This is a genomic window from Streptomyces sp. NPDC055025, from assembly GCF_053608565.1.
Map to the genome: position 1 here is coordinate 28,965 of NZ_JBSGVS010000056.1, position 18,799 is coordinate 47,763.

Annotated in this window: 16 protein-coding genes; 4 read left to right on the forward strand and 12 right to left on the reverse strand. The window is 71.1% G+C overall.

What is annotated here, in order from left to right; genetic code table 11:
• Positions 1-10 precede the first annotated feature (10 nt).
• From gatB to ACWGDX_RS29305, 9 genes are all read right to left on the reverse strand, one after another.
• Positions 11-1,519: an Asp-tRNA(Asn)/Glu-tRNA(Gln) amidotransferase subunit GatB gene (gatB, locus tag ACWGDX_RS29265; RefSeq protein ID WP_453630317.1), complete on the reverse strand. Its 1,509-nt coding sequence runs from the start codon at positions 1,517-1,519 to the stop codon at positions 11-13.
• Between the two features lie 16 nt (positions 1,520-1,535).
• Complete coding sequence (locus ACWGDX_RS29270; protein ID WP_093602362.1) at positions 1,536-1,778, reverse strand: hypothetical protein; 243 nt, start codon at positions 1,776-1,778, stop codon at positions 1,536-1,538.
• A complete protein-coding gene (gene gatA, locus ACWGDX_RS29275) occupies positions 1,775-3,286 on the reverse strand; it encodes an Asp-tRNA(Asn)/Glu-tRNA(Gln) amidotransferase subunit GatA (protein ID WP_453630319.1) in 1,512 nt (503 codons plus the stop codon). The genes ACWGDX_RS29270 and gatA overlap by 4 nt, the downstream gene beginning before the upstream one ends.
• 5 nt (positions 3,287-3,291) lie before the next feature.
• Positions 3,292-3,588 carry an Asp-tRNA(Asn)/Glu-tRNA(Gln) amidotransferase subunit GatC gene (gene gatC / locus ACWGDX_RS29280; protein WP_066945642.1) on the reverse strand — a complete coding sequence of 99 codons (297 nt, stop codon included), beginning with the start codon at positions 3,586-3,588 and terminating at the stop codon, positions 3,292-3,294.
• A 310-nt stretch (positions 3,589-3,898) separates the two neighbouring features.
• Complete coding sequence (locus ACWGDX_RS29285) at positions 3,899-6,028, reverse strand: putative bifunctional diguanylate cyclase/phosphodiesterase (protein WP_453630322.1); 2,130 nt, start codon at positions 6,026-6,028, stop codon at positions 3,899-3,901.
• Between the two features lie 237 nt (positions 6,029-6,265).
• Positions 6,266-8,626: an NAD-dependent DNA ligase LigA gene (gene ligA, locus ACWGDX_RS29290; RefSeq protein WP_453630324.1), complete on the reverse strand. Its 2,361-nt coding sequence runs from the start codon at positions 8,624-8,626 to the stop codon at positions 6,266-6,268.
• A gap of 42 nt (positions 8,627-8,668) precedes the next feature.
• Positions 8,669-9,664, reverse strand: coding sequence for a methionine synthase (locus ACWGDX_RS29295; protein ID WP_453630326.1), 996 nt, complete (start codon positions 9,662-9,664; stop codon positions 8,669-8,671).
• A complete protein-coding gene (locus tag ACWGDX_RS29300) occupies positions 9,661-10,350 on the reverse strand; it encodes an SDR family oxidoreductase (protein ID WP_453630328.1) in 690 nt (229 codons plus the stop codon). Before ACWGDX_RS29300 ends, ACWGDX_RS29295 begins: the two co-directional genes overlap by 4 nt.
• Before the next feature lie 175 nt (positions 10,351-10,525).
• Positions 10,526-11,065, reverse strand: coding sequence for an LOG family protein (locus ACWGDX_RS29305; RefSeq protein ID WP_453630330.1), 540 nt, complete (start codon positions 11,063-11,065; stop codon positions 10,526-10,528).
• Positions 11,066-11,193: 128 nt separating this feature from the next.
• Here ACWGDX_RS29305 and ACWGDX_RS29310 point away from each other — a divergent pair, with 128 nt between their 5' ends.
• The 3 genes from ACWGDX_RS29310 (at position 11,194) to ACWGDX_RS29320 (ending at position 14,197) form a co-directional block, all read left to right on the forward strand.
• The gene (locus ACWGDX_RS29310) at positions 11,194-11,523 is read left to right on the forward strand and encodes a DUF427 domain-containing protein (RefSeq protein WP_365903223.1); all 330 of its coding nucleotides are present in this window, start codon (positions 11,194-11,196) and stop codon (positions 11,521-11,523) included.
• Positions 11,524-11,612: 89 nt separating this feature from the next.
• On the forward strand, positions 11,613-12,398 hold the full coding sequence (locus ACWGDX_RS29315; RefSeq protein ID WP_453630332.1) for an alpha/beta fold hydrolase: 786 nt from the start codon (positions 11,613-11,615) through the stop codon (positions 12,396-12,398).
• Positions 12,399-12,607: 209 nt separating this feature from the next.
• On the forward strand, positions 12,608-14,197 hold the full coding sequence (locus ACWGDX_RS29320) for an N-acetylmuramoyl-L-alanine amidase (RefSeq protein ID WP_453630334.1): 1,590 nt from the start codon (positions 12,608-12,610) through the stop codon (positions 14,195-14,197).
• Positions 14,198-14,393: 196 nt separating this feature from the next.
• Here the strand turns inward: ACWGDX_RS29320 and mnmA are convergent, their stop codons facing one another.
• Positions 14,394-15,521 carry a tRNA 2-thiouridine(34) synthase MnmA gene (gene mnmA, locus ACWGDX_RS29325; protein ID WP_453630336.1) on the reverse strand — a complete coding sequence of 376 codons (1,128 nt, stop codon included), beginning with the start codon at positions 15,519-15,521 and terminating at the stop codon, positions 14,394-14,396.
• A 61-nt stretch (positions 15,522-15,582) separates the two neighbouring features.
• Here mnmA and ACWGDX_RS29330 point away from each other — a divergent pair, with 61 nt between their 5' ends.
• Positions 15,583-16,302, forward strand: coding sequence for an N-acetylmuramoyl-L-alanine amidase (locus ACWGDX_RS29330; RefSeq protein ID WP_453630338.1), 720 nt, complete (start codon positions 15,583-15,585; stop codon positions 16,300-16,302).
• A 160-nt stretch (positions 16,303-16,462) separates the two neighbouring features.
• On the opposite strand, the gene ACWGDX_RS29335 is transcribed toward ACWGDX_RS29330, so the two are convergent.
• Positions 16,463-17,626, reverse strand: a complete 1,164-nt coding sequence (locus tag ACWGDX_RS29335; protein ID WP_453630340.1) for a cysteine desulfurase family protein — start codon at positions 17,624-17,626, stop codon at positions 16,463-16,465.
• Between the two features lie 225 nt (positions 17,627-17,851).
• Positions 17,852-18,694, reverse strand: coding sequence for a thioesterase family protein (locus tag ACWGDX_RS29340; protein WP_453630342.1), 843 nt, complete (start codon positions 18,692-18,694; stop codon positions 17,852-17,854).
• Positions 18,695-18,799: the final 105 nt, after the last annotated feature.

An 18,799-nucleotide genomic window follows, 5' to 3' on the forward strand; every position in this document is an offset into this window, starting at 1 on the left:
CCGTTACCCGTTACTCCGCCGGGGCGAGCCGCTCAAGGATCAGCTCACGCACACGCGCCGCGTCGGCCTGACCACGGGTGGCCTTCATGACGGCACCCACCAGCGCGCCCGCGGCGGCGACCTTGCCGGCCCGGATCTTGTCCGCGACGGCCGCGTTGGCCGCGATGGCCTCGTCCACGGCCGCGCCGAGCGCGCTGTCGTCGGAGACGACCTTGAGACCGCGCTTCTCCACGACGGTGTCCGGGTCGCCCTCGCCCGCGAGCACGCCTTCGATGACCTGACGGGCCAGCTTGTCGTTGAGATCGCCGGACGCGACGAGCGCGCCGACCCGGGCGACCTGCTCCGGGGTGATGGGCAGTTCGTCCAGCGGGCGGCCCGACTCGTTGGCGTGCCGGGCCAGCTCGCCCATCCACCACTTACGGGCCTGGTCGGCCGGGGCACCCGTGTCGATCGTGGCCACGATCAGATCGATCGCGCCCGCGTTGAGGATCGACTGCATGTCGTGCTCGGAGACGCCCCACTCCTCACGCAGCCGGTTGCGGCGCACGCGCGGCAGCTCCGGCAGCCCCTGGCGCAGCTCCTCGACCCACTCACGGGAGGGCGCCACCGGTACGAGGTCGGGCTCCGGGAAGTACCGGTAGTCCTCGGCCTCCTCCTTCACCCGTCCCGAGGTGGTGGAACCGTCCTCCTCGTGGAAGTGCCGGGTCTCCTGGATGATCGTGCCGCCGGAGTTCAGCACCGCGGCATGGCGCTGGATCTCGAAGCGCGCGGCGCGTTCGACACTGCGCAGCGAGTTCACGTTCTTCGTCTCGGAGCGCGTACCGAACCTCTCGCGTCCGTGCGGGCGCAGCGAGAGGTTCACATCGCACCGCATCTGGCCCATCTCCATCCGGGCCTCGGAGACACCGAGCGTCTTGATCAGCTCACGCAGCTCGGCGACATACGCCTTGGCGACCTCGGGGGCCCGCGCGCCGGCGCCCTCGATGGGCTTGGTGACGATCTCGATCAGCGGGATTCCGGCGCGGTTGTAGTCGAGCAGGGAGTGCGAGGCGCCATGGATCCGTCCGGTGGCACCGCCGACATGGGTCGACTTGCCGGTGTCCTCCTCCATGTGGGCGCGCTCGATCTGCACCCGGAAGATCTCGCCGTCCTCCAGTTGGACGTCCAGATAGCCGTTGAAGGCGATCGGCTCGTCGTACTGGGAGGTCTGGAAGTTCTTCGGCATGTCCGGATAGAAGTAGTTCTTCCGGGCGAAGCGGCACCACTCGGCGATCTCGCAGTTGAGCGCGAGCCCGATCTTGATCGCCGATTCGACACCGATCGCGTTGACGACCGGGAGCGATCCCGGCAGGCCCAGACAGATCGGACAGGTCTGTGAGTTGGGCGCGGCGCCCAGCTCGGTCGAGCAGCCGCAGAACATCTTGGTCTTCGTGCCGAGCTCGACATGGACCTCCAGGCCCATGACGGGGTCGTACGTCGCGAGGGCGTCCTCGTACGACACGAGTTCAATGACGGTCACAGTGAAACTTTCCCTCTCAGCCCAGCAGGACGTCGTCGTCGCCCAGGCGCTTCAGCTCACGCAGGAGCAGAGCGACGCCCGTGACGATGGCGGCGGCGGAGACGACCGCGTCGACCAGCCGGAGCGTGTCATTGTCCTGGCGGGCCGTCCTGGCCTGCTTGACGACGCTGATCGCGCCGAAAGCGGTGGTCCCGATCGACAGGTACGTGCCGGCCTTGGACTTCTTGAAACCCTTGGCCTTGCTCATTGCACTGGTCATAGTGACGGTGCCTCCTCCAGCAGCGGGTGCCCCCACTTTTCCACGAAGGCGGCCTCGACGGCGGCACCGACCTTGTAGAGACGGTCGTCCTTCAGGGCGGGGGCGATGATCTGGAGACCGACCGGGAGGCCGTCCTCCGGCGCGAGGCCGCAGGGCAGCGACATCGCGGCGTTGCCGGCCAGGTTGGTCGGAATGGTGCACAGGTCCGCCAGATACATCGCCACCGGGTCGTCGGCGCGCTCACCGATCGGGAAGGCGGTGGTCGGGGTCGTCGGGGAGACGATCACGTCGACCTGCTCGAAGGCCTTCTCGAAGTCCCGGGTGATGAGCGTACGGACCTTCTGCGCCGAGCCGTAGTACGCGTCGTAGTAACCGGAGCTGAGCGCGTACGTGCCGAGCATGACGCGGCGCTTGACCTCGTCCCCGAAGCCCGCCTCACGGGTCAGGGCCGTGACGTCCTCGGCGGACTTCGTACCGTCGTCGCCCACCCGCAGGCCGTAGCGCATGGCGTCGAAGCGGGCGAGGTTGGAGGAGCACTCGGACGGCGCGATCAGGTAGTACGCGGCGAGCGCGAGGTCGAAGGACGGGCAGTCCAGCTCGACCACCTCGGCGCCGAGCTCCTTGAGCAGCTCCACCGACTCCTCGAAGCGCTGGACGACTCCGGCCTGGTAGCCCTCGCCGCGGAACTGCTTGACGACACCGACGCGCATCCCGGCGACCGAGCCGTTGCGCGCGGCCTCGACGACCGACGGGACCGGGGCGTCGATGGAGGTCGAGTCCATCGGGTCGTGGCCGGCGATCACCTCGTGCAGCAGGGCCGCGTCCAGGACCGTACGGGCGCAGGGGCCGCCCTGGTCGAGGGAGGACGAGAAGGCGACCATGCCGTAGCGGGAGACCCCGCCGTAGGTGGGCTTGACGCCGACCGTGCCGGTGACGGCGGCGGGCTGGCGGATGGAGCCGCCGGTGTCCGTGCCGATGGCGAGGGGCGTCTGGTACGAGGCGAGCGAGGCGGACGAACCGCCGCCGGAGCCGCCGGGGACCCGGGTCAGGTCCCAGGGGTTGCCGGTCGGGCCGTACGCGCTGTTCTCGGTGGAGGACCCCATGGCGAACTCGTCCATGTTGGTCTTGCCGAGGATGACGACGTCCGCGTCCTTGAGCTTCTTGACGACGGTCGCGTCGTAGGGCGGGATCCAGCCTTCGAGGATCTTGGAACCGACGGTGGTCGGGACGCCCTCGGTGGTGAAGATGTCCTTGAGCGCGAGAGGGACTCCGGCCAGCGGGCCGAGCTTCTCCCCGGCCACGCGCTTGGCGTCCACGGCGCGGGCCTGGGCCAGCGCGCCCTCGCGGTCCACATGGAGAAAGGCATGGACCTTCTCGTCGACCGCTTCGATACGGGCGAGATGGGCCTCGGTGACCTCCACGGCCGTGAGTTCGCCGGCGGCGATCTTCCCGGCGATCGCGGCGGCGGTGAGCCTGATGATGTTCTCGGTCCTGCTCAGGTCCGTCATGGCTGTTAGTCCTCCCCCAGGATCTGCGGCACCTTGAAACGCTGCTGCTCCTGGGCAGGGGCGCCGGAGAGCGCCTGCTCGGGGGTGAGCGACGGACGGACCTCGTCCGCGCGCATGACATTGGTCAGCGGCAGCGGGTGGGAGGTCGGCGGTACGTCTTGGTCGGCGACCTCGGATACGCGGGCGACCGCGCCGATGATGTCGTCGAGCTGTCCGGCGAAGTGGTCGAGCTCGGAGCCGGACAGCTCCAGACGCGCCAGCCGAGCGAGGTGAACGACCTCCTCGCGCGTGATGCCAGGCATTCAGCGATCCTCAGGGGTTGATGGCTTCTTTGAGCCCAATCCTAGAGGGCGCGGTCACCTCACCACGCAACAGATAAATCGCCCCCGCCGCCGGGGGACGGGCTCCTGGGCGACCGGGCCGCGTCCTGGCGGGAAGAACGTCTCCGCGTGCGCGGACCGTCGCTTTCTGTGAGCGACCGCGGCGTGCGGCGGCGTGCGGCGGCGGGCCGCTCGATGGCCGGGGCGCCGGGGGCCGCAGGGGCCGCAGGAGCCCTTTCCGCCCGCTGAGGCCGCCGGCCCTTTCCCGGCCGCCGGGGGGGCGGGCCGGGCGCTACTGCACCACGTGGCCGGACTGCTCCACGACCTGGCCCGACTGCTTGCGGCGGGCCGCTTCCAGCTCCGCCGGACGCTGCCAGCCGCGCTCGCCCCTGGCCAGCAGCCAGGCCGTCGCCTCGGACGGCGGCATCGCGGCGGCCACCAGCCAGCCCTGGACCGCGTCGCAGCCCAGGTCCCGCAGCCGCTCCCAGGTCTCGTCGTCCTCGACACCCTCCGCGACGACCAGCAGGCCCAGCGAGTGCGCCAGATCGACGGTGCAGCGAACGATCTCCGCGTCCTCGGTGTCGACGGCCAGCCGGGCCACGAAGGAGCGGTCGATCTTCAGCTCGCTCACCGGCAGCCGCCGCAGATGCACCAGCGAGGAGTACCCGGTGCCGAAGTCGTCGAGCGACATCTTCACGCCGTGCCCGGTCAGCCCCGCCAGGGTGTCGGCGGCGCGCTGCGGGTCCTCCAGCAGGACATGCTCCGTTATCTCCAGCTGGAGCGAGCCGGCCGGCACACCGTGGCGGGCGAGCCGCGCCGCGACCGCCCCCGCGAAACCGGGGGTGTGGACATCGCGCGGCGAGACATTGACGGCGACCGGCACCTTCAGTCCCTGGGAACGCCACCGCGCGACCTGGGCGAGGGCGCTTTCGAGGACGTACTCGGTGAGATGCGGCATCAGGCCCGAGGACTCGGCGATGGCGATGAACTCGTCGGGAGGGACCCGGCCGCGCTCCGGGTGCACCCAGCGCACCAGCGCTTCCAGGCCCGCGACCTGGCCGTCGAACCGGACCTTGGGCTGGTAGTGCAGCTCCACCTCGCCGGCGTCCAGCGCGCGTCTGAGATCTCCCAGCAGACCGAGGCGGTCGGGGGTGTTGGAGTCCCGCTTGGACTCGTACACCTCGACTCCCGTACGGTCCCGCTTCGCCTGGTACATCGCGACATCGGCCCGGCGCAGCAGCCCCTCCGCGTCGAGCGCGTGATCGGGGTAGACGGCGACTCCGGCGCTGGCCTCCAGGACCAGCGTCAGACCGTCGAGGTCCAGCGGCGAGGACAGTTCGGCCACGAGATGGCGGGCGACGCGCTGGGCGCTGGTCGTGGAGTCGCAGGTCGGCAGGAGAACCGCGAACTCGTCGCCGCCGAGGCGCGCGGCCTCCGCCCCGCGCGGCAGCGCCAGCCGGAGCCGGTCGGCTATCTGGAGCAGCAGCCGGTCACCCGCGAGATGGCCGAGCGTGTCATTGACCGAGCGGAAGCGGTCGAGGTCGATCAGGACCAGCGCGGATCGGGCGCCGAGGCTTTCCGCGTCCTCCAGCGCCGACCAGGTCCGCTCCAGCAGCCACTGCCGGTTCGGCAGACCCGTCAGCGGGTCACGGAGCTGCTCCTCGGCCCGTGCCCTGGCGATCCACAGCGTGGAGTCCAGGGCGATCAGCGGGATGGAGAAGAGCGGCAGCAGTACCGGCACGGTCATCGCCACCACACAGATCAGCGGGGCGATACCGAGCAGGGCGACCGCGACAAGTCCCTGGCGGTACAGGGCCGTACGGGCCACGGTCGGGAGCCCGCCGCCCTGCGGGGCCAGCGCGTACCACAACAGCAGCCGGGTCACGAGCAGATGGACCCCGGCCGCCAGCACGATCTCCGGGACGGCCTCGATCCCCCAGTCGAGCGGGTCCCAGGGCTCCTCGACGGTGGGCAGCACATCGAAGAGTCTCAGGACGAGCGCGGCGGCGCCGATGCCCAGCATGTCCGCCGCGCCGTGCAGGACGCCCTGCCGCCAGCGGTGTCTGCGTGCCATACCGACCAGCACCACGACGGAGAGGCTGACGAGCACGGCGGGCACCCAGCCGTACAGCAGCAGGACGGCCAGGGTGAGGGCCGCGCCCGAGCCCGTGCCGCCCCACCAGCGGTCGCGGCCGAGCGCCACGAGATGGCCGACGATGATGCCGGTCAGCACGGCCATCGCCCAGCCCGTCGAACCGCCCGGGAAGAGCGCATGGCCGTCCCGCACCGTGCGGATGAGGCCGGCGGCCAGCAGGATCCCGGCGAGTCCCACCACAAGAACGGGCGTTTTCGCCGCAGTGCCCGCAATTCCCGCGAAACCACGCGGGGGTGAGACCGGGGCGGCGCTCTCGGTCGGTTTCATTCCCGTCCCTCTCACAGCCGGCGGAGCCGATGCCACGCGATGGCACGTTGTCATGCCATCACGGCTGAAATCGCACCACGCAGCCGTGCACGACAGGCGCACATCCCAACAGTAGGCCGCGAAAGGCGTCAACGGGCAGCGCTCTACAGCTGTTGCCCGAATGCGACCTGCCCATCCGTATCCATCTGGTATGCGCCGAACGGGTGAGCTTTGCGGCCCGAACCCGACGGTCGCGCACTACTCCTGAGGGCTCTTCGCGGCCGGCTCCGCGGACGTCTCCCCCGTGGTCCCCTCAGGGGTGTCCCCGCTGGTCCCTTCGGGGGTCTCCCCGTCCGTCCCGCCGGTCGTCCCCGTGCCGGGGACCTCGGCCGTCCCCTCGGCGGCCTCCTCGGGCTCCTCGGCCGTGAGCGCGACCTCCCGGGCGGCGTCCGGGCCCTGTTCGAGCAGTACGGCGAAGCCCTCCTCGTCCAGCACGGGCACCTTGAGCTGCATCGCCTTGTCGTATTTCGAACCTGGGTTCTCACCGACGACCACAAATCCGGTCTTCTTCGAAACGGAGCCGGTCACTTTCGCGCCAAGACTCTGGAGCGCCTCTTTCGCGCCATCCCGGGTGTACCGCTCCAGGGTGCCGGTGACGACCACCGTCAGTCCCGCCAGCGGCCTCGGGCCCTCGTCCTCGCCCGCGCCCTCGTCCTCCATACGGACCCCGGCCGCACGCCACTTGCGCAGAATCTCGCGGTGCCAGTCGACCTCGAACCACTGGGTGAGGGAGGCGGCGATGGTGGGACCGACACCTTCGACGGCCGCCAACTCCTCCTCCGTGGCCCGCTCGATCCGGTCGATCGAACGGAACTCCCTGGCCAGCGCCTCGGCCGCGACGGGCCCCACATGGCGGATGGAGAGCCCGGCGATGATCCGGGCCAGCGGGCGCTCCTTGGCCGCCGCGATGTTCTCCAGCATCGCCAGGGCGTTCTTCTTGGGCTCGCCCTCCTGGTTGGCGAAGACCGTGGCGATCTTCTCCTCGCCGGTCTTCGGATCGCGCTTGGGCAGTCCGCTGTCCTGGTCGAGGACATACGCCTTGATGGGCAGGAGCTGATCGGCCGTCAGATCGAAGAGATCGCCCTCGTCCAGCAGCGGGGGCGTCTCCGGCTCCAGCGGCTTCGTCAGCGCGGCGGCGGCCACATAGCCGAAGTTCTCGATGTCCAGACACTTGCGGCCGGCGAGATAGAACAGCCGCTCGCGCAACTGGGCGGGGCAGCTACGCGCGTTGGGGCAGCGCAGATCGACATCGCCCTCCTTCATGGCCCGCAGCTCCGTGCCGCACTCCGGGCACACGGCCGGCATCACGAACTCGTAGGCGTCGTCGGGCCGCAGATCGATGACGGGGCCGAGGATCTCCGGGATGACATCACCGGCCTTGCGCAGCACCACCGTGTCGCCGATCCAGACACCCTTGGCCTTCACCACGTCCTGGTTGTGCAGGGTGGCGAACTCGACCTCGGAACCGGCGACGGTGACCGGCTCGACCTGCGCGTACGGTGTGACGCGCCCCGTACGGCCCACGCCCACGCGGATGTTGACCAGCTTGGTGTTGACCTCCTCCGGCGCGTACTTCCAGGCGATCGCCCAGCGCGGGGCGCGTGAGGTCGAGCCCAGCCGGCCCTGGAGCGGGATCTCGTCGAGCTTGACGACCACCCCGTCGATCTCGTGCTCCACCGAGTGGCGGTGCTCCCCGTAATACGCGATGAACTCCCGCACGCCCTCCAGGCCGTCGACCACCTTGTTGTACCGGGCGGTCGGCAGACCCCACTCGCGCAGCAGGCCGTACGCGTGCGACAGGCAGTCGATGCCGAACCCCTCGCGCGCCCCGATGCCGTGCACCACCATGTGCAGCGGACGGGTCGCGGTGATCTTGGGGTCCTTCTGGCGCAGTGAACCCGCCGCCGCGTTCCGCGGATTGGCGAAGGGCTTGTCCCCGGCCTCCACCAGCCGCGCGTTCAGCTCCTGGAAGGCCTCCATCGGGAAGTAGACCTCGCCCCTGATCTCCACGAGGGCCGGCACGCGCTCCCCCGCCAGACGGTGCGGAATCTCCGCGATCGTACGGACATTGGGCGTGATGTCCTCGCCCGTGCGCCCGTCGCCGCGGGTGGCGGCGCGGGTCAGTCTGCCGTGCTCGTAGGTGAGATTGACCGCGAGCCCGTCGACCTTCAGCTCGCACAGGAAGTGGTAGTCGGTGGTGCCCACGTCCTTGGCGACACGATCGGCCCAGGAGGCCAGCTCCTCGTCGTCGAAGGCGTTGTCCAGGGAGAGCATCCGCTCGCGGTGCTGCACCGCCGTGAAGTCCGTCTCATAGGCGCCCGCGACCTTCTGGGTCGGTGAGTCGGGCGTACGCAGCTCCGGATAGGTCTCCTCCAGCGCCTCCACCGATCTGAGCAGCCGGTCGAACTCGCCGTCGCTGATGACGGGCTGGTCCTTCACGTAATACCGGAAGCGGTGCTCCTCGATCTGCTCGGCGAGTTGGGCGTGCTGGTCCCGCGCCTCCGCGGGCACGCTCGAACGCGCCTGTGCCGGTACTCCGGTCCGCTCTTCGCCAGCCACCGTTTCGTCCTCCCGTTCACCATGGCCCGTCACCCGGGATTGTCACTCAGGGTTGTCCGCGAGGGATCTCGCGGCCCTGGCACAGTGCGCGAGCGCAGCGCGCGCGTACGCGGGTGAAGCGCCCGCGAGCCCGCACGAGGGGGTGAGCACCACGGACTCGGCGAGAGTCCCCGGATTCAGCCCCAGCCTGCGCCACAACGTTCTGACACCCATGACGCTACCGGCCGGGTCCGACAATGGGCCGTCGGTGCCCGGCACGATCCCGGCGAAGAGTTTCGTACCGCCCTCCACCGCCTCACCGATCGACTCCTCGTCACGCTCGGTGAGCAGTCCGAAGTCGAACGAGACGGCCGCGGCGCCCGCCCGCCGCAGCAGCGCGAACGGCACGTCGGGCGCGCAGGAGTGCACGACCGCCGTACCCCCGCTCACCGCGGTCACCTCCCGCAGCGCGCTCTCGACCACCTGGCGGTCCACAGCCCGGTGGGTGCGGTAACCGCTGGCCGTCCTGACCTGGCCGCGCAGTACGGCGGTGAGGGACGGCTCGTCGAGCTGGAGCACCGGTACGGCCCCCGGGATCCGGCGGCGTACCTCCGCGAGATGCCCGGTCAGCCCCTCCACCAGCGATCCGGTCAGATCACGGCAGGCTCCCGGGTCGCCGAGCGCGGACTCGCCGTTGCGCAGTTCCAGCGAGGCGGCGAGCGTCCACGGCCCGACGGCCTGGATCTTGAGCGGGCCCTCGTAGCCCTGGGTGAACTCCTCCAGCGCGTCGAGATCCTCGCCCAGCCAGGACCAGGCCCGCCGGGTGTCCCGTCCCGGCCGGTCGCCGATCCGCCAGCCGCTCGGCTCCACCCGCGCGTAGACCTCGACGAGCAGCCCCGCCGTACGGCCGATCATGTCGGCGCCCGGCCCCCGCGCGGGCAGTTCCGGCAGATACGGGAAGTCCTCGAAGGTGCCGGTGACGGCCTTGGCGGTCTCCCGCGCGTCACCACCGGGCATCGAGCCGACGCCGGTGGCGGGTCCCCAGACGAGATCGCTCATCGGCCGGGCCGTACGGTCACATCGTCGATCCGCGCGTCACGCGGCAGATCGAGCGCGGCGAGGATCGTCGTCGCCACCGAACCGGGGTCGATCCAGCGCGACGCGTCGTACTCCTTGCCCTCCTGCTGATGGACCTTGATCTGCATGGGGCTCGCCGTACGGCCCGGATAGACGGAGGTCACCCGGAGCCCGTTCGGCATCTCCTCGCGGCGCAGCGAGTCGGCGAGCGCCTTCAGACCGTGCTTGGAGGCGGCGTACGCGCCCCACTCGGCGTGCGCGTTGAGCCCGGCACCCGAGTTGACGAAGATCACCTGGCCCTGGGAGATCCGGAGCTGGGGCAGGAAGAGCCGGGTCAGCTCGGCCGGGGCGACCAGATTCACGGTGAGCTGGTGCTGCCAGACCTTGGGGGTCAGCTCGCCGATCGGACCGAGATCGACCACACCCGCGATATGCAGGAGCGAGTCGAGCCGGTCGGGCTGCGGCTGCTGGGCGAGCGCCCAGGAGAGCCGGTCCGGGGCGGCGAGATCGCCGACGAGCGTACGGGCACCGGGGAAGTCCGCGCCGAGTTCCTTGGCGCGGCCGGCGTCACGGGCGAGAAGCAGCAGGTCGTCGCCGCGTTCGTGCAGACGGCGCGCGACGGCGGCGCCGATGCCCGAGCCCGCACCGGTGATGAGATGGGTAGCCATGCGGTCATGGTCGCATCACCGCGGACCGCCCCGCGCACACCCGCGCACCCCACCCCTGACAGGCCCGCGCAGGCCCGCGCACGCCTCTCCGGACAGACCGGCGCTCCCCCTCCGGACAGACCGGCGCTCCCGCTCAGGACCGCCCCGCGCCCCCCGTACTCCCGCCCCGGACCGCTCAGCGCACGCCCGCGTTCTCCTCCAGATAGGCGAGCGCGCCGACCCCGTCCTCCGCGAAGAAGACCAGGTCGGTGAGGGGCACCGGCAGGAAGCCCTCCTCGTCCATCCGCCGGAACTGCTGCTTCAGCCCGTCGTAGAAGCCCGCCGTGTTGAGCAGCACCACGGGCTTGGTGTGCAGGGCGTGCTTCTTCAGCTCCAGGATCTCCGTGGCCTCGTCCAGCGTGCCCGCGCCCCCGACCATGATCACGACCGCGTCGGACTTGGCGAGGAGCAGTGCCTTCCGCTCGGCGAGATCCTTGGCGATCACCATCTCGTCGGCGCCGGGCCGCGCGGACTCGCCGAGGAAGTCCACCGAGACCCCGACCAGCCGGCCGCCGCTCTCCTGCACCCCGTCGGCCACGACCTTCATCAGTCCGCTGTCGGAGCCGCCCCACACCAGGGTGTGGCCGCCCTTGCCGATCAGCTCGGCGAATTCACGGGCGGGGCGGGTGTAGCGCTCGTCGAGATCGGCGGCGGAGAGGAAGACACAGATATTCATGGGGCAACGGTACGGGCCGGTACGGTCCGGCCGGGAAGACCGCGCGCCGGATCGTTGCTGAAGAGAGTGGCGAGAGCCGGGAAACACGGCAAACGCATGAGCCGGGAACACCGAAGGGACGGAACACCATGGCCACGGGACACACCATCACCGTCGAGCAGGGCACCGAGCATGTACGCGTCGTACGCGACGGACAGGTGCTCGCCGAGAGCCGCAGTCCGCTGGTGCTGCGGGAGACCGGCTGCCCGGTGCGCTACTACCTCCCGCCGGAGGATGTGCGTACGGAGCTGCTGACCCCCTCGGCGACCACCACCCACTGCCCGTTCAAGGGCGACGCCTCCTACTGGTCGCTGCCCGACGCCGCCGATCTGGTCTGGGGCTATCCCACGCCCAAGGCCGAAGTCGCGCAGATCAAGGGCCACTTCTGCTTCTACGACACCGAGATCGTCCCGGACTGAGAAGAAGTCCGGGACCGGGAGGGAAGGGACCGGGAAAAATCTTCGCCGTTGGGCGATGAGTTGTACGCGGCGCGCCGGTCTGCATCACCATGGACCACGTGTGTACTGCCAAATCGGGGGACGGTACCTCCATCGCTTACCGGCGGACGGGCGAGGGCCCACCGGTGATTCTGGTCGGTGGCGCGCTCAATACGGCGGAATCACAGGCTCCGCTGGCGAAGCTGCTCGCGCCGGTCTTCGAAGTGCTCATATACGACCGGCGCGGGCGCGGCGCGAGCGGTGACACCGCTCCGTACGCCGTGGAGAGGGAGATAGAGGATCTGGCGGCCCTGATCACGGAGGCGGGCGGCAGCGCGTCCGTGTACGGCGTCTCCTCGGGCGCGGCACTCGTACTGGAAGCGGCGGCGGCCGGGCTGACGGTCACTCAGCTCGCCGTGTACGAACCGCCGTACGCCACCGATCCGACCGACCTGGCGGAGTACGCGGCCTACGCCGAGCGCCTTCCCGGTCTGCTGGCACGCGGGCGGAGGACCGAGGCGGTCGAGCTGTTCATGACCGTCGTGGGAGTGGCGCCCGAGATGATCAGCGGCATGCGGCGGTCGCCGATGTGGGCGGATCTGACGGCGCTCGCGGAGACGCTCGCGTACGACAACGCGGTGCTGGGCCCGGGGCTGGTCCCGGCCGAGCGGCTGAAGTCCATCAGGACCCGTTCGATGGTCGTGGACGGCGGATGCAGTCCGATCCTCCTGCGGAACACGGCGAGGTCGGTGGCCAGGGCCCTGCCCCGGGGCCGCCACCGCACCCTGACGGGCCAGACCCACGATGTGGCCCCGCATGTGCTGGCACCGGTGCTGGAGGATTTCTTCGCCGCGTAGACATCGCGCGCCGCGTGGACATCGCGCGCCGCGTGGACCCGGAGGTCCGTGCGTGACGAGATGTCAGAATCGCCCAACCTCGTTCAGCGCGGGGCCACTTGGAGACTCTTGACATGGGCATGACTCACCGATAGGTCTGGTCGTTCAACGGGCGTAGACCCCGGATCCGCTCGCGCGGAGACCGTCGAACCGACCGACCAGGAGGAAGCATGTACCGACGATCGACGCCATGGAGACGGACGGCACTGTCCGCGCTCGGTGCTCTGGTCACCGCGGCGCTCATCGCCACGGCCCAGCCCGCCGGCGCCGCGCCCGCTCCCGTCGGCCCGGCGGACCGTGACTCCATGGACCGGGCCTTCGCGCGCGCGGCCTCGGAATTCGGTGTGCCGCGGGATCTGCTGGTGGCCGTCGGATACGGCGAGACCCACCTCGACGGGCACCGTGGCGAGCCGAGCCAGGCCAATGGCTACGGGGTGATGCATCTCGTGAGCAATCCGCGGAGCCGCACCCTGGAGAAGGCCGCCGAGCTGACCGGCGAGCCGAGCACCGGGCTGCGTACGGACACGGCGGCGAACATCCGCGGCGGCGCGGCCGTACTGCGCTCCTACGCCGACGGGCTGGGGCTGGACGCCGCGGAGCGCCGCAGCGTGGACGAGTGGTACCCGGTGGTCGCCCGTTACGGCGGAGCCACCGACACCGCCACGGCCCGGCTCTACGCCGACACCGTCTACACGCTCCTCGGGCAGGGCATCACCGCCGATGTCGCGGGCGGCGAGCGGGTCACCGTACGGCCGCGCGCCGTCGAGCCCGAGCGCGGACGGTACGCGGCGGACGCGGCCGACGCGGCCGGCGGCCGGCAGCGCGCCGCGCTCAGCCCCGACTATCCGCCCGCCGCCTGGGTCCCCGCCAACGCGGCCAACTACTCCGCCGGCCGGAGCGCGTCGATCAGCACCGTGGTCGTCCATGTCACCCAGGGCTCGTACGCCGGGACCATCAGCTGGTTCCAGAACCCGTCCTCGCAGGTGAGCTCGCACTATGTGGTGCGCTCGTCGGACGGCGCGGTCACGCAGATGGTCCGCGACAGCGACACCGCGTACCACGCGCGCTCGGCCAACTCCTCCAGCCTGGGGATAGAGCACGAGGGGTACGTCGCCGACCCGAGCTGGTTCACCGACGCGATGTACCGCTCCTCGGCCGCCCTGACGAAGTATCTGTGCGACCGGTACGGCATCCCCAAGGACCGGGCGCATGTCGTCGGCCATGCCGAGGTACCGGGCAACGACCACACCGATCCGGGGCCGAACTGGAACTGGAACTACTACATGCAGCTCGTGGGCGGCAGCTCCGGCGGCGGGGGCGTGCAGCTCAACTTCGCCTCGTACTCCACCCTCAGGAGTGGTTCCACCGGCGCCCAGGTGACGGCGGTCCAGACCCTGCTGAACCAGCAGGGGTACGACGCGGGCACCGCGGACGGCGTTTTCGGCACCCGGACCGTGAACGCGGCCAGGTCCTTCCAGACCGCCCGGGGTCTCACCTCGGACGGTGTCGTCGGCGCCCGTACCTGGACGGCCCTGCTCGCCGCGGGCAGCACCCCGGTGGTGCGGGAAGGCAGCACGGGCGCGGCCGTGGAGCGTCTCCAGCGCGCGCTGACCGCCGCGCTCGGACGGACGGTGTCCATCGACGGACAGTTCGGGTCGGGGACGGCGCAGGCGGTCCGTGACTACCAGAGCGGGCGTGGGCTGGGCGCGGACGGCATCGTCGGCGCGGCCACCTGGTCCGCGCTCCAGACGGGCAGGTAGACGGCGCCCCCGTCACCCGGACACGGACTTCACCCCCGTGCGGGGGCCGCACGGCCTCCGCACGGGAACGGGCCTCTCCGCCGGACGGCCGACCTCGCGAGCGGCAACCCAGCACGGTGAGCGCCCGACCCGGTGGGCGGCCGAGAACGATGAGCGCCCGACCCGGTGGGCGGCCGACCCGGTGGGCGGCCGCTCGTCAGCCGGCCAGTGCCGTCGTACGCCGCCGTGTCGTCGCGATCGTCGCCGAGCCGACCACGCGCGTGCCGTCGTACAGCACGATCGCCTGGCCGGGGGCCACCCCGCGGACCGGCTCCGCGAAGCTGACCCGCAGTGTCCCGTCCGTCAGCTCCGCCGTCACCGCGGTCTCACCGCCGTGCGCGCGCAACTGGGCGGTGTAGCCACCGGGGCCCTCGGGCGCCGTACCGCACCAGCGGGGCTTGACGGCCGTCAGCGCCACGACATCCAGCGCGGTCGCGGGGCCGACCGTCACGGTGTTGTCGACGGGCGAGATGTCCAGGACGTAGCGGGGCTTTCCGTCGGCGGCCGGATGACCGATGCGCAGGCCCTTGCGCTGGCCGATGGTGAAGCCGTACGCGCCGTCGTGGCTGCCCACCTTCGTACCGGACTCGTCCACGATGTCGCCCTCGGCCCGGCCCAGACGCTTCGCGAGGAAACCCTGGGTGTCGCCGTCCGCGATGAAGCAGATGTCATGGCTGTCGGGCTTCTTCGCCACGGCCAGACCACGGCGCTCGGCCTCCGCGCGGATCTCGTCCTTGGTGGTGAGGGTGTCACCGAGCGGGAACATCGCGTGTGCGAGCTGCCGCTCGTCCAGCACCCCGAGGACATACGACTGGTCCTTGGCCATGTCGCTCGCGCGATGCAGCTCCCTGGTGCCGTCCTCGCCGGTGACGACCGTCGCGTAATGGCCCGTGCACACGGCGTCGAAGCCGAGGGCGAGCGCCTTGTCGAGCAGCGCGGCGAACTTGATCTTCTCGTTGCAGCGCAGACACGGGTTGGGGGTACGGCCCGCCTCGTACTCCGCGACGAAGTCGTCGACGACGTCCTCACGGAAACGTTCGGCGAGATCCCACACGTAGAACGGGATACCGATCACATCGGCCGCGCGGCGCGCGTCGCGGGAGTCCTCGATGGTGCAGCAGCCGCGCGCGCCCGTACGGAAGGACTGCGGATTCGCGGAGAGCGCCAGATGTACTCCGGTGACGTCGTGGCCTGCCTCGGCGGCACGGGCGGCGGCGACGGCGGAGTCCACGCCGCCCGACATGGCGGCGAGCACACGGAGTGGGCGCTGGGGATTCTGAGTCATGGCCTCCCCAGAGTACGGCCCGGCGGGAACCGGAGTCGCCCCGGTTTGCGTTGACGATCACATGGGCGAGAAAACACCGGGCACGGCCAGGGGCAGGGGCGGCGGCGGACGCCATCGCAGGGCCGCGGATTCCGGGGAGATCAATCGCAGGACGGTGCTGATCGGCGGCGCGGCGGCGCTGCTCGGCGGCGGTGTGCTGGCGCACGAGAAGGTCTCGCGGCTGTGGTGGCGGGTGCCGGGCATCGACAAGCCGCGCAAGGAAGGTGAGCTGGATTACGCGTCGGCGCAGTGGGTCGCGGCCTCCCCGGCGAACTGGCGCCGGGCGGACAGGCCCGACGACTATGTGGTGGACCGCGTGGTGATCCATGTCGTCCAGGGCAGCTATCAGGTGGCGCTCAAGGTCTTCCGCGATCCGTCCCATGGCGCCGCCTCGCACTATGTGGTGCGCAAGGACGGCCATGTGGCGCAGATGATCCGCGAGCTGGACGTGGCGTACCACGCGGGCAATCGCGTCTACAACGAGCGGTCGATAGGCATCGAGCACGAGGGATGGGTGGACCGGCGCTCGTCCTTCACGGACGCGATGTACCGCTCTTCGGCGCGGCTGACGGCCGGGATATGCGCGCGGTACGACATCCCCGTGGACCGGGAGCACATCATCGGCCATGTGGAGGTCCCGGGCACGGACCACACGGACCCCGGGCCGTACTGGGACTGGGACCGCTATATGGAGCTGGTGCGGGAGGCGGGCACGGACAGGGAGCGGACGGGCACGGTCTGACACCGGGGCGGTCGGGCCGGCCGGGGCAGGGCAGGGTCAGGACGTGGTCCTGTGCGGCCGCGACAGGTCCTGGCCGAGCGGGCCAGGACCGGGTTGAGCCGGTCGGACCTCGTGCCGCGCCCGGCAGCGACGCGCCACCGGCACCGGCACCGGCACCGGCCTAGCTGAGCCCGGCGCTTCTGGCCCGGTCGACGGCCGGGCCGATGGCCTTCGCCACCGCTTCCACATCCGCCCTGGTCGAGGTGTGGCCGAGGGAGAAGCGCAGGGTGCCCCTGGCCAGATCGGGGTCGCTGCCGGTGGCGAGCAGGACATGGCTCGGCTGCGCCACACCCGCCGTACAGGCCGAGCCCGTCGAGCACTCGATGCCCTGGGCGTCGAGCAGCAGGAGCAGCGAGTCGCCCTCGCAGCCGGGGAAGCTGAAGTGGGCGTTGGCGGGCAGCCGGTGGGCGGGGTCTCCGCCGAGCACGGCATCGGGGACGGCCGCGCGTACGGCCTCGATCAGCTCGTCCCGCAGGGCGCCGATGTCCTGGGCGAACCGCTCGCGCCGTTCGGCGGCGAGCCGGCCCGCGACGGCGAAGGCGGCGATCGCGGGGACGTCGAGGGTGCCCGAGCGCACATGGCGCTCCTGGCCACCGCCGTGCAGTACGGGTACGGGGGTGTACTCACGGCCCAGCAGCAGCGCGCCGATGCCGTACGGGCCGCCGATCTTGTGCCCGGAGACGGTCATCGCGGCGAGCCCCGAGGCACCGAAGTCCAACTCCGTCTGACCGAAGGCCTGGACGGCGTCGGAGTGCAGCGGAATCCCGAACTCCGCGGCCACCTCGGCCAGTTCACGGACCGGCAGAATGGTGCCGATCTCGTTGTTGGCCCACATGACGGTGGCGAGGGCGACATCCCCCGGGTTACGCGCGACGGCCTCGCGCAGTGTCTCCGGCAGCACCCGGCCGTGGGAGTCGACCGCCAGATACTCGACGGTCGCGCCCTCGTGCTCACCGAGCCAGTGCACGGCGTCGAGGACGGCGTGGTGTTCCACGGGACTGGCCAGCACCCTGGTCCTGGCCGGGTCCGCGGCGCGGCGGGACCAGTACAGGCCCTTCACGGCGAGGTTGTCGGCCTCGGTGCCGCCCGAGGTGAGGACCACCTCGCTGGGCCGTGCGCCAAGGGCCTCCGCGAGCGTCTCGCGGGCCTCCTCGACGGTACGGCGGGCCCGGCGGCCGGCGGCATGGAGCGAGGAGGCGTTGCCGGCGAAGCCGAACTGGGCGGTCATCGCCTCGATCGCCTCCGGCAGCATCGGAGTGGTCGCGGCGTGGTCGAGGTAAGCCATGGTGAGCTCGATTCTACGAGTCACGGAAGCCGTACACGCGCCCGGTCCGCACCGGCCGCGCCCCGCACCCCACCGGACCGGCCGCCGGCGCCGCGACCGGACCCCCGGCACGGCACGTCCGGATCCCCGGCCCGCGACACCGAGTTGGCCTCACCCCGAGGAGACCGGCTCCCGCGCCGACGGTGCGCGGGGCCCGCCCGGCCGGGGCCGTGACCCGCCGGGGCGTCAGCCGCGTGGCGCGCGGGCGAGTTGGCGGGACTGGGCCACCAGGCGGTCCGCGCTGTCCCAGATCTCCGCGTCCTCCTCAAGGAAGCCTCCGGCGAGGTTACGGGTGGTGAGGGCGACCCGGAGCGGGCCCGGCGCCGGGCGGCAGCGCACATGGGTGGTCAGTTCGACCGTCGGGGTCCAGCCCTTGAGGCCCATCTCGAACGCGGTCGGCGGCAGCGCGTCCACGACCAGCAGCAGGGCGAGCGGATCGGTGTCACGGCCGTCCGCGAAGCGGAACCAGCCGCGCATCTCGCCCAGCCCGGAGGGAGCGCCGACGGCCCAGCCGGCCGTCCCCGGGTCGAGCCGCAGATCGAGCCGGTCGATCATCGCGAAGTCGCCGGGCGGCGGCGGCCCGTCGGCGGAGCCGACACAGCGCTCCAGCGGTGGGATCTCGGGCGGCTTCGCCGCCGTCCGCACATCGTCGGGCAGCGCGTCCAGATCGCCGTACGAGGCGAGCACCCTGATCCGCTCGACCTCGGAGCCGTCCTCGGCGGTCTGGAAGAGGGACGCCTGGCCGGTGGAGAGCGTACGGCCGGTCCGTATCACCTCCGTACGCACCACGGCGGGGCCGGGGGTCGACGGGGTGAGGTAGTGCGCCGAGACGGCGAACGGGTCCGTGTGCGGCAGGGTGTCGCCGAGCGCGCGGCCGATCAGCGCCAGCAGATAGCCCCCGTTGAGGACGTTCATGATCGTCCATCCCGGGGAGAGCAGCGCGTCGTGGACGCCCGGTTCCCGCCGGGTGAGGGCCGTAGCGCGGTCGAACTCGCTGTCGCCGATGGACGCGATGGATGCCTGTGCCATGGAAGACAACCCTACAAGATGGCTGTACTAAGCAGTAGCTTACAAGGGTTACAGCCGTGAGAACTCCGGCCCCTCCGCTGCACGAACGCGGTGGGGGCGCACATG

Coding starts and splice junctions, on each gene's coding strand:
- ACWGDX_RS29270 (WP_093602362.1), bottom strand. CDS start 1,778: ATGACCAGTGCAATGAGCAAGGCCAAGGGTTTCAAGAAGTCCAAGGCC.
- gatA (WP_453630319.1), bottom strand. CDS start 3,286: ATGACGGACCTGAGCAGGACCGAGAACATCATCAGGCTCACCGCCGCC.
- gatC (WP_066945642.1), bottom strand. CDS start 3,588: ATGCCTGGCATCACGCGCGAGGAGGTCGTTCACCTCGCTCGGCTGGCG.
- ACWGDX_RS29285 (WP_453630322.1), bottom strand. CDS start 6,028: ATGAAACCGACCGAGAGCGCCGCCCCGGTCTCACCCCCGCGTGGTTTC.
- ACWGDX_RS29295 (WP_453630326.1), bottom strand. CDS start 9,664: ATGAGCGATCTCGTCTGGGGACCCGCCACCGGCGTCGGCTCGATGCCC.
- ACWGDX_RS29300 (WP_453630328.1), bottom strand. CDS start 10,350: ATGGCTACCCATCTCATCACCGGTGCGGGCTCGGGCATCGGCGCCGCC.
- ACWGDX_RS29305 (WP_453630330.1), bottom strand. CDS start 11,065: ATGAATATCTGTGTCTTCCTCTCCGCCGCCGATCTCGACGAGCGCTAC.
- ACWGDX_RS29310 (WP_365903223.1), top strand. CDS start 11,194: ATGGCCACGGGACACACCATCACCGTCGAGCAGGGCACCGAGCATGTA.
- ACWGDX_RS29315 (WP_453630332.1), top strand. CDS start 11,613: ATGGACCACGTGTGTACTGCCAAATCGGGGGACGGTACCTCCATCGCT.
- ACWGDX_RS29320 (WP_453630334.1), top strand. CDS start 12,608: ATGTACCGACGATCGACGCCATGGAGACGGACGGCACTGTCCGCGCTC.
- mnmA (WP_453630336.1), bottom strand. CDS start 15,521: ATGACTCAGAATCCCCAGCGCCCACTCCGTGTGCTCGCCGCCATGTCG.
- ACWGDX_RS29330 (WP_453630338.1), top strand. CDS start 15,583: ATGGGCGAGAAAACACCGGGCACGGCCAGGGGCAGGGGCGGCGGCGGA.
- ACWGDX_RS29335 (WP_453630340.1), bottom strand. CDS start 17,626: ATGGCTTACCTCGACCACGCCGCGACCACTCCGATGCTGCCGGAGGCG.
- ACWGDX_RS29340 (WP_453630342.1), bottom strand. CDS start 18,694: ATGGCACAGGCATCCATCGCGTCCATCGGCGACAGCGAGTTCGACCGC.